The following is an 8749-nucleotide window of genomic DNA, read 5'->3' as shown; positions in this document are numbered from 1 at the left end:
GCGGCATCCTTTCCCGAGCGACGGTGCAACCGGAGCGACGAGGGTGGCGGCCGACGGCTCTGCCTACCGCGCTCCCGGACTTCCGTGAAGAACCAAAAAAAAACGGCGCGAGTGCCGCTCGCGCCGTTCTGGGTCACCTTTCGAGGGAGGGGTGGGTAACCCGCCGTGCCTTGGGCCGGGGAGACACCGGGCACGAAACGAATTGTGACGGGGGGCGATGACAGCTCCGTGACGCGTCGCTTCAACACCGATGACGGCCTTGCAAATTCCGACTTATGCACATTGGGCCAAATCCTCACTTGGCCGTCACAGCTGCTGCCAGCACGCAAGTGAATGCCTTAACCTCATGAATAACAACGGGATTAGTTATTACGAATCCATGTCATCATCCCTACCTCGCTGGGGGCCACCAAAAACCGTCGTATTGCCCACAGAGTTATCCACAGGCTGTGGATGATGCGAAACCCGCCACGACCGGCCGGCTCGCCCCTTCTGATAGGATTGCCGGTTCCATATCCGCGCCGCGTATTCCGTGAAACAAGAGCTGAAACAACTCGTCCTGCAGGCCATCGGTGCGCTGCGGGAGTCCGGCAAGCTGCCGTCCGACTTCGTCGCGCCCACCTTCGTCATCGAACGTACCCGTAGTCGCGAGCACGGCGACTTCGCGACCAACGCCGCGATGATGATGGCCAAGACCGCCGGGCGTAAGCCGCGGGACATCGCCACCGACCTGGTCGAGGCGATGCCGGCGTCCCCGTGGGTCGGCAAGGTCGAGATCGCCGGGCCCGGTTTCATCAATTTCTTCCTTGCGCCGGCCGCTTTCCACGCCGAGATCGTCCGCGCCCTCGGCGAAGGCGACCGCTATGGCCGCAACCGGGATGGCTCCGGCCGCACGGCGGGCGTCGAATTCGTCTCCGCCAACCCGACGGGCCCGCTGCATGTCGGCCACGGCCGCGCGGCCGCCATCGGCGACAGCCTCGCCCGCTTGCTGGACGCGGCAGGCTGGAAGGTATTCCGCGAGTTCTATTACAACGACGCCGGCGTCCAGATTGCGAACCTGGCCCTCTCGACCCAGGCACGGGCCAAGGGCATCGCTCCGGACGAGCCCGGCTGGCCGGAGTCCGGTTACCGGGGCGATTACATCGCCGAAGTGGCGCGGGCCTTCCTGGCAGGCGAATCCGTCGAGGCCGATGGCGAGACCGTGACCGCCAGCGGTGACGCCGACAACCTGGACGATGTGCGCCGCTTCGCCGTGGCCTACCTGCGCCACGAGCAGGACCTCGATCTCAAGGCCTTCGGCGTCGGCTTCGACGTCTATTATCTGGAGTCGTCGCTCTACACCGAGGGCAAGGTCGAGGAAACCGTGCGGGAGCTGGTCGCCCACGGCCACACTTACGAGGAAGGCGGTGCGCTCTGGCTGCGCTCCACGGATTTCGGTGACGACAAGGACCGCGTCATGCGCAAGTCCGACGGCACCTACACCTATTTCCTGCCGGACGTGGCCTACCACCGCACCAAGTGGCAACGCGGCTACGAGCGTGCGATCACCGAACTGGGCTCCGATCACCACGGCTCCCTGGCGCGCGTGAAGGCCGGCTTGCAGGCGCTCGACACGGGCATTCCGAAGAACTGGCCCGAGTACGTGCTGCACCAGATGGTCACCGTCATGCGCGGTGGCGAGGAGGTGAAGATCTCCAAGCGCGCGGGCTCGTACGTCACCTTGCGTGACCTGATCGACGAAGCCGGACGCGACGCCACGCGTTACTTCCTGATCGCGCGCAAGGCCGATTCGCAACTGGTGTTCGACATCGACCTGGCCCGTTCACAGAGCAACGACAACCCCGTGTACTACATCCAGTACGCCCACGCGCGCGCCTGCCGCGTGTTCCGCGAACTGGCCGACCGTGGCCTGTCCACCGACCGTGGTAACGGCCTGGCGAAGCTCGACCTGCTCGCGACGGAGCACGAATCGGCGTTGATGGTGCAGCTGTCGCGGTATCCGGAAATGGTCGAGGCCGCGGCGGCCAATCTGGAACCGCACCTGATCGCGCAGTACCTGCGTGAACTCGCGGGCGAGCTTCACAGCTACTATCACGAGCACAAGTGGATCGTCGATGACGCCGACCTGCGCGATGCCCGTCTCGCCCTGGTGGCGGCCACGCAGCAGGTGCTCAGGAACGGTCTGGATCTGCTGGGCATTTCCGCCCCGGAGAGCATGTAATGGCAACACGCAAGAAGGGCAAGGGCCGTCAGGCCGTCCGCAATGGTTCGAGCGGCATGCCGGGCTGGAGTTGGGCGCTGATCGGCATCCTCGCCGGCGCCCTGCTCATGGCTTTCGCGATGCGCGGTACCTGGATGCCGATGATGCACCAGCAGGATGGGCCCGCACCGAATCCACAGGCCACGGCGCAGAAGGGTAGCGACCCCGGCGTCGTCGACCAGCAAGCCGCCGAGCCGGAAAAACCGAAGAAGCCGTCCTACGATTTCTATTCGGTGCTGTCCGAGAAGGAAGTTCGCATCCCCGATGCGGAGATCCGCGCGCAGGCCAGCGCCGAGGCACAGCAGAAGCAGCAACAGGCCACGCAGCAACAACAGCAGCAAGCCGCCGCCGCGCAACAGCAGGCGGCCGCGGCCCAGCAGGCCCAGGTCACTTCGGCGACCTCGAACCTGCCGAAGGCAACCACGCAGACGGTAACCGCGGCACCCCCGCAGCAGGCACCCGCGGCCACTTCCGCAGGTTCTGGTTACCTCCTGCAGGTCGGCGCGTTCCCGAGCGCGGCGGATGCCGAGGCGCTCAAAGCCAAGCTCGCCTTGCAGGGCTTCGTGGCCAACGTGCAGTCGGTCAAGGTCGGTGCGCAGACATACAACCGTGTACGCCTTGGCCCATTCAAGTCGGCGACGGAACTGGAAGGCACCAAGCAGCGTTTGCAGTCGGCGGGCATCAGCGCCATCGCGCTGAAAGAAGGCGGTTGAACCAACGCCGCGTCTTGGACGAACACGAAAAGCCCGCCTGGCAAGGCGGGCTTCTTTTTTCAGGGTGCCTACCTACCCCCGGCTAGGGGATTCAGGCCTCTGGAACCGCGTTGTCCGGCAGATCCGTATAGGGCATCGAGAACGAACCCTTTCGGATGATGCGATCGCCGAGTTCCTCACCGGCCGCATCGAACTCGAAGGTGGCATCGACGCGGGTTCGATCGACATTGAACTTGAGGTCGATCCATCCGCTGTCGGCGTTGAATACGGCGAAGCCGACAAAGGGCGGCGGTGCGTCCATGGGCTCGCCAAGGGCCATCTCCGGCTTGGGCCCCCCGGGTGGCGCCGTGGGCAGCCCGAATTCGTAATGACCGTCGCGCACGTGGGTATCCCCGTTTCTCACCGGAATCGAGAGGATCAAGGCGCGGCCCCTCTCCGTCGGGCCATGTTCGATGCCCAGATAGCGCCGACCATCCAGTTGAAAAACGGATTCGTAGGCGAACGCCTTCGTCGCGACGAACGGCGCACCATTGACCCTCGCCGTGATCAGGCCATCGGCAGTCGCTGCGCGGACGGCACGGTCTTCCTGGGCTTGTATGGCCGACAGCGGGACGGTTCCGGTGGAACCCACATGCACTCGTTCGGTCGCCACGGCATGGAGCGAGGCCGTCAAGAGCGACGCCGCAAGAATGGAACGGGTCAGACTGGGTCGATATTTCAAACGGTGGTCCTCACGATTGGGAGGACCACCATATTTTCTGCTGTCGCGAATCACCATCGGACTGCTCTGAAAATGCCGATCCATTTGCAGCAGGGATGAGGAAGGCGGACTCGATCGCAACCGTTTATGACGGCCGTTTCAAGCGAATCAGCGCCGAGATATCGTCGTCACCGTAGCCCTGGGCCATCAGTTCACCGAAGTCCGCCAGCGACTGCTCGATGATGGTGCGGTCGGTACCGGCGTCGGTGGCGATGCCGCGAACGATGCCGAGATCCTTGTGCAGCAGGGCCAGCTTGAAGCCCACCGAAAACTCGTTGCGCAACATGGTCGCGCCGCGCTTGTCGAGGAACCAGTTGCCCGCCGCGCCCGCTGCCAGCGTGGGGATGAGGCGATCCGCTTCGAGACCCAGCGCCTCGCCAAGGGCGAGCCCTTCCGTCACCGCATGGGCGATACCCGCCACCAGCACCTGGTTCACCGCCTTCGTCGCCTGGCCGCTGCCGATGGGGCCCATGTGCGTGATGCGCGCGCCATAGGCTTCCAGCACCGCACGCGCACGCTCCAGCACGGCCGCGTCGCCGCCAACCATGACCGAGAGCTTGCCGTTCTTCGCGCCTTCGACGCCACCGGACACCGGCGCATCGAGGAAATCCGCGCCGACGTCCGCGAGCATGCGCGCCGCCTTCGTGGCCGTCGCGGGCGCCACGGTCGAGTGGTCGACCACGATGGCGCCCTTCCTGAGCGACGGCGCCAGCGCTTCGACCACGCCGATGACATCGGCGTCGGCGCTGACGCAGAGCGCGATGACGTCGCAGGAGGCCGCGATATCCGCGAGGCTCGGCGCCTGGACGCCGAGTTCCTTCGCCAGCGCATCGGCCTTCGCCTGGCTGCGGTTGCCGACGGCGGCCAGCAGGCCCTTCGCATGGAGATGGCCGGCCATGGGCGCGCCCATCGCGCCCAGTCCGATGAAAGCTGCCCTGAGAGTCATGGTCGTGCCTTGTGTCCTGCGGTTTCCGCGAGATACGTGTAGCCGGTGAGGCCCTTGTCGAGCGACGTCGCCAGCGTTTCCGCCTCGGCACCGGCAATGCCTGCCGCGGCGATGCGATCGGCATAGGCCTGGCGAAGCAGCTTCAGGTCGTAGCCCACGTAGTCGAGCATCAGGTCGGTCGTGTCGCCATGGCGGATATGCGCGAACTCATAGCCGTCTTTCGTCGCACGCACGTTCACCGCGTCGGTGTCGCCGAACAGGTTGTGGATATCGCCCAGGGTCTCCTGGTACGCGCCCACCATGAAGATGCCGAGGCGATACGACTCGTCGTCCTTCAGCGGGTGCAGCGGCAGGCTCACGTCCACGCCTTCCGCGTCCACGTAGTGGTCGATGCGGCCGTCGGAATCGCAGGTGAGATCGGCGATGACACCGCGTCGCGTCGGCTCTTCGTCCAGCCGGGAGATCGGCACGATCGGGAATATCTGGTCGATCGCCCAGATGTCCGGCACCGATTCGAAGACGGAGAAGTTCACGAAGTACTTGTCGACCAGCTTCTCGTCCAGGTCGTCCAGGGCCTGCCGGTGGGCACGCTCCGCCGGAAGCAGGCGCGGCCGCACCGCGTTCGCGATGGCATAGAACAGGTCGTCGAGCCTCGCGCGATCGCGCAGGTCGAGCTGGCCCAGCGCGTAGAGGGTCTGGCCCTCCGCAAAATGGTGTTGCGCCTCGTGGAAGAGCTCCAGCGGTGGCCGGTGGTCGAGTTCGGCGTGGGTCTCGCGCAGGTGTCGAAGCACCATCGGTTCACCCTCGCGCGCCGCGGGAATGGCGCCCTGCGGGAGCGACTCCACTTCGCTGACGTTCACCACCATCACCGCGTGGTGCGCCGTCATGGCGCGCCCCGACTCGGTGAAGATCACCGGCGCCTTCATGCCGTGCTCGGCCACGGCCTCGGCCAGGGGCTGGACGATGCTGGCCGCGTACTGTTCGAGGCTGTAGTTGATCGAGTTGTAACTGCGCGAGCGCGTGCCTTCATAGTCCACGCCCAATCCACCACCGACGTCGACGATCTCAAGCGGCACGCCCAGTCGATGCAACTCGACGAAATAGCGGACGGCCTCGCGCATGCCCGCGGCGATGTCGCGGACGTTGGAGATCTGCGAGCCCATGTGGAAGTGCTGCAGCTTCAAGGTGTGCTTGAGCCCCGCGGCCTCCAGGCGCTGGATCAACTCCAGCACCTGGCCGGGGCTGAGGCCGAACTTGCCCTTGTCACCGCCCGTGTTCTGCCACTTGCCGGCGCCGATCGAGGACAGGCGCACGCGCACGCCGAGCAGTGGCTCGACATCCAGCGCCCGGGCCTCGGCGAAGACATGGTCCAGTTCGGACAGCTTCTCGATGACGATATGCACGCGCAGGCCGAGCTTGAGGCCGATGAGCGCGAGGCGGACGTACTCACGGTCCTTGTAGCCGTTACAGACCACCATGCTGCCCGGCCGCGCGTGGGCGAGTACCGCCATCAGCTCCGGCTTCGAGCCGGCTTCGAGGCCGAAACCCTGCTCGCCGGCGGCGACCAGTTCGCTGACCACGCCGCGCTGCTGGTTCACCTTGATCGGATAGATGGCCGTGTAGGAGCCCGCGTAGCCGGCGTCGTCGATCGCCTTGGCGAAGGCCTGCTGCAAGCGGGTCAGGCGGTCGGCGAGGATGTCGGGAAAACGCACGAGCAAGGGCAGGCGCAGGCCTTCGGCGGTCGCCTTGGCGACGATGGCGGGCAGGTCGAGCGCCGGGCCTTCGTCGCCGCGGGGGCGCATCAGCAGGTGGCCATCGTCGCCTACGTCGACGTAGCCATTGCTCCAGTGGGGGATCGCGTAGGTCAGCTTCGCGCGATCGGTGGTCCAGTTCGTCATGGGTGTGACGATCTCCAAGTGATTGTGACGTGTCCCCGGAAGGGGGGCGCGGAACAGTCGCAGCGGCGAACCTTGACCTGAAGCGGGCCTGGCGGCCGGGAGCCTCGCACGCCGCGGGGCCGACCAGACTTTCTTGCTGCGCGCGGCCCGGTGCGGGTACGGCAGGCCGTCTATTGTAGCGGCGCCTCGTGACATCCGGGTATCGGCCGGCCCCGTCGTAAGGCTTCGCTCACGTACCAGGCAGGGCAAGGACTTGGCCGCATTCTGGCCCGGAGCCGGTACAATCCGGGGTTTAGTCCCCTTACCCGTTTCCAGGAAAGCGTCATGTCGCAGCAGCAGCTCAGCTGGTTTACCGAGGCCCACCAGGCTTCGGGATCCTCCATCGGTTTCCGCGTCGAGCGCCTGTTGCACGCCGAGAAGACCCCGTTCCAGACGATCGAGATCTACCAGACCACCGACTGGGGCAACCTCATGGTGATCGACGGCTGCGTGATGCTCACCGGCCGCGACAATTTCCTCTACCACGAGATGATGACCCATCCGGCGCTGTTCACCCACGCCCGCGCCAAGCGCGTGGTGATCATCGGCGGCGGTGACTGCGGCACGCTGCGCGAGGTCCTCAAGCACGAGGAAGTCGAGACGGCCACCCAGGTGGAGATCGACGAGCGCGTCACCCGCCTCGCCGAGCAGTACTTCCCGGAACTGTGCGACGCCAACGACGACCCGCGCGCCGAACTCCTGTTCATCGACGGCATCAAGTACATGGCCGAGGCCGACCCGGAATCGATCGACCTCATCATCGTCGACTCCACCGACCCCGTCGGCCCGGCGGAAGGCCTGTTCAACGCCGCCTTCTACTCCAGCTGCTACAAGGCGCTGCGTCACGGCGGCATCCTGGTGCAGCAGTCGGAATCGCCGCTGGCCCACATCGAGTTGATCAAGGCCATGCGTTCGGCCATGCGTACGTCGGGCTTCAAGGCCGTGCGCACCCTTCCGTTCCCGCAGCCGTGCTACCCCACCGGCTGGTGGAGCTGCACCATGGCCCGCAAGGACGGCGACCTCTCGGGCTTCCGCGAGCGCGGCGCCATCAGCAAGAACTTCGCCACGAAGTACTACAACGCCGACATCCACAAGGGCGCCCTGGCCCAGCCGGAATTCATGCGCGAGGCGCTGGGCGAGTAAGCACCGGAGTGGTGGTGGGAGCCGACCTTGTCGGCGATCCCGCAGCAGCGGGCCGGGTTGCGGCAAGCACCCATCGCCGCTGAAGCGGCTCCCACAACAGCCATCGAGTAGACCGGTCAGGAAAGACCTGGTGGGAGCTTGGGAACAAACCTGTGGGAGCCGACCTTGTCGGCGATCCCGCGGCAGCGGGCCAGGTCGAGGCGAGCACCCATCGCCGACAGGGTCGGCTCCCACCACGGTGGCTGCCACGGCTGGGAAGCCATCGTGGATGAACGTGGAGTTCAGTCGCGGTCGGTTTTGTGTCCCTTGGCGACCGCTGGAACAGCGAGGTCTGTCACAAAAAACCTCAACGATTCAACCACCTTCCGCCCCTTCCTCAGAAACGGCTGGAAATTGGCATGAACGTGAGCTTTCTCCTTGATTCACAAGAAAAAATTCCTTGACAGTCTCAGGACCCGAGACTATCGTGGGCCCCAGTGTTAAATCGTGGGATTTGGTGGGGCGGCCAACGAAGATGTTTCAAGGCGAGACAGCCATCACGGTCGACGACAAAGGTCGTCTGACGATTCCGACTTCGTATCGGGATCTGGTGGCCGACGCCTGCGCGAATCGCCTGGTCGTGACCTACAACCCGTTCGAGACCGGCTGCCTCTGGATCTTCCCGTACGCGGAGTGGGAGCAGGTGCGTGACCAGGTCAATGCGCTGCCCAGCGTGAAGGCCGTCCACCGGGCGTTGCAGATGAAGCTGGTGGGTGCCGCGGCCATCGTCGAACCCGACGGAGCCGCCCGCATCCTCCTCCCTTCCAGCCAGCGGTCGGCGGCGGGCATAGAAAAAAAAGCCGTGTTGCTCGGCATGGGAAAGAAGTTCGAGCTCTGGAGCGAACTGGCCCACCTCGCGAAGATCCGCCAGACGATCGGCGAGGACGACATCAGCGACGACATGGCGGAGTTGCGGTTGTGACGACGAACTAACTTTCGAGGTTTTTTGGT

The 8749-nt window shown here is 65.2% G+C and carries 7 protein-coding genes; 4 read left to right on the top strand and 3 right to left on the bottom strand.

Annotated features, from left to right (window positions below; genetic code table 11):
• The first annotated feature begins 532 nt into the window (after nucleotides 1–532).
• Both argS and ACR9ZJ_RS05145 read left to right on the top strand, forming a co-directional pair.
• Entirely contained in the window at nucleotides 533–2221 is a 1689-nt protein-coding gene (gene argS / locus ACR9ZJ_RS05150) for an arginine--tRNA ligase (RefSeq protein ID WP_481287077.1), read from the top strand.
• Complete coding sequence (locus ACR9ZJ_RS05145; protein WP_481282204.1) at nucleotides 2221–2973, top strand: SPOR domain-containing protein; 753 nt, start codon at nucleotides 2221–2223, stop codon at nucleotides 2971–2973. The genes argS and ACR9ZJ_RS05145 overlap by 1 nt, the downstream gene beginning before the upstream one ends.
• 91 nt (nucleotides 2974–3064) lie before the next feature.
• Here the strand turns inward: ACR9ZJ_RS05145 and ACR9ZJ_RS05140 are convergent, their stop codons facing one another.
• From ACR9ZJ_RS05140 to speA, 3 genes are all read right to left on the bottom strand, one after another.
• Nucleotides 3065–3751, bottom strand: coding sequence for a hypothetical protein (locus ACR9ZJ_RS05140; protein ID WP_481287076.1), 687 nt, complete (start codon nucleotides 3749–3751; stop codon nucleotides 3065–3067).
• Between the two features lie 67 nt (nucleotides 3752–3818).
• On the bottom strand, nucleotides 3819–4679 hold the full coding sequence (locus ACR9ZJ_RS05135; RefSeq protein ID WP_481287075.1) for an NAD(P)-dependent oxidoreductase: 861 nt from the start codon (nucleotides 4677–4679) through the stop codon (nucleotides 3819–3821).
• Complete coding sequence (gene speA / locus ACR9ZJ_RS05130; protein ID WP_481282201.1) at nucleotides 4676–6577, bottom strand: arginine decarboxylase; 1902 nt, start codon at nucleotides 6575–6577, stop codon at nucleotides 4676–4678. Before speA ends, ACR9ZJ_RS05135 begins: the two co-directional genes overlap by 4 nt.
• Nucleotides 6578–6901: 324 nt before the next feature.
• Here speA and speE point away from each other — a divergent pair, with 324 nt between their 5' ends.
• Nucleotides 6902–7759, top strand: coding sequence for a polyamine aminopropyltransferase (gene speE / locus ACR9ZJ_RS05125; protein ID WP_306848856.1), 858 nt, complete (start codon nucleotides 6902–6904; stop codon nucleotides 7757–7759).
• Between the two features lie 514 nt (nucleotides 7760–8273).
• The gene (gene mraZ, locus ACR9ZJ_RS05120) at nucleotides 8274–8720 is read left to right on the top strand and encodes a division/cell wall cluster transcriptional repressor MraZ (protein ID WP_371022700.1); all 447 of its coding nucleotides are present in this window, start codon (nucleotides 8274–8276) and stop codon (nucleotides 8718–8720) included.
• The last annotated feature ends 29 nt before the right edge of the window (nucleotides 8721–8749 follow it).

Source organism: Luteibacter sp. KNZ12-1A (assembly GCF_056755675.1).
This window is presented reverse-complemented; position numbering and strand designations above follow the sequence as displayed.